Origin of the sequence: Mesorhizobium sp. M1A.T.Ca.IN.004.03.1.1, assembly GCF_003997555.1 — a bacterium.
Taxonomy (GTDB): Bacteria; Pseudomonadota; Alphaproteobacteria; order Rhizobiales; family Rhizobiaceae; genus Mesorhizobium.
In genome coordinates, this window is the sequence record NZ_RZTV01000416.1 from 1 (window position 1) to 267 (window position 267).

Annotated in this window: 1 pseudogene; it reads right to left on the reverse strand. The window is 60.7% G+C overall.

Annotated elements, in window-relative coordinates:
* A pseudogene (locus tag EOD29_RS32240) lies at nt 1-259 on the reverse strand (5,10-methylene tetrahydromethanopterin reductase); the annotation flags it as partial.
* Nucleotides 260-267 lie beyond the last annotated feature (8 nt).

Genomic DNA, 267 nt, shown 5'->3' on the forward strand with positions numbered 1-267 from the left:
GCAGCGGGTCGTTGACCGGCACCTGCGCCGAATGGCGAAGTGCAGCATCGACGTTGCCGTTCAGCACATCGTAGACGCCGAGCACGTCGGCGATGAACAGCCCGTCGAACTTGCCGCGCTCCAGCGTCTTTGCCAGATGCACCCAGTAGTCGAGATCCTTGTAGGTTGAGGACTTGTCGCGCGGATGGCGCCAGAGCCCCGGCGACTGGTGTCCGACGCAATTCATATCGAAGGCGTTCAGCCTGATTTCGCGGGTCATGTCTTTTT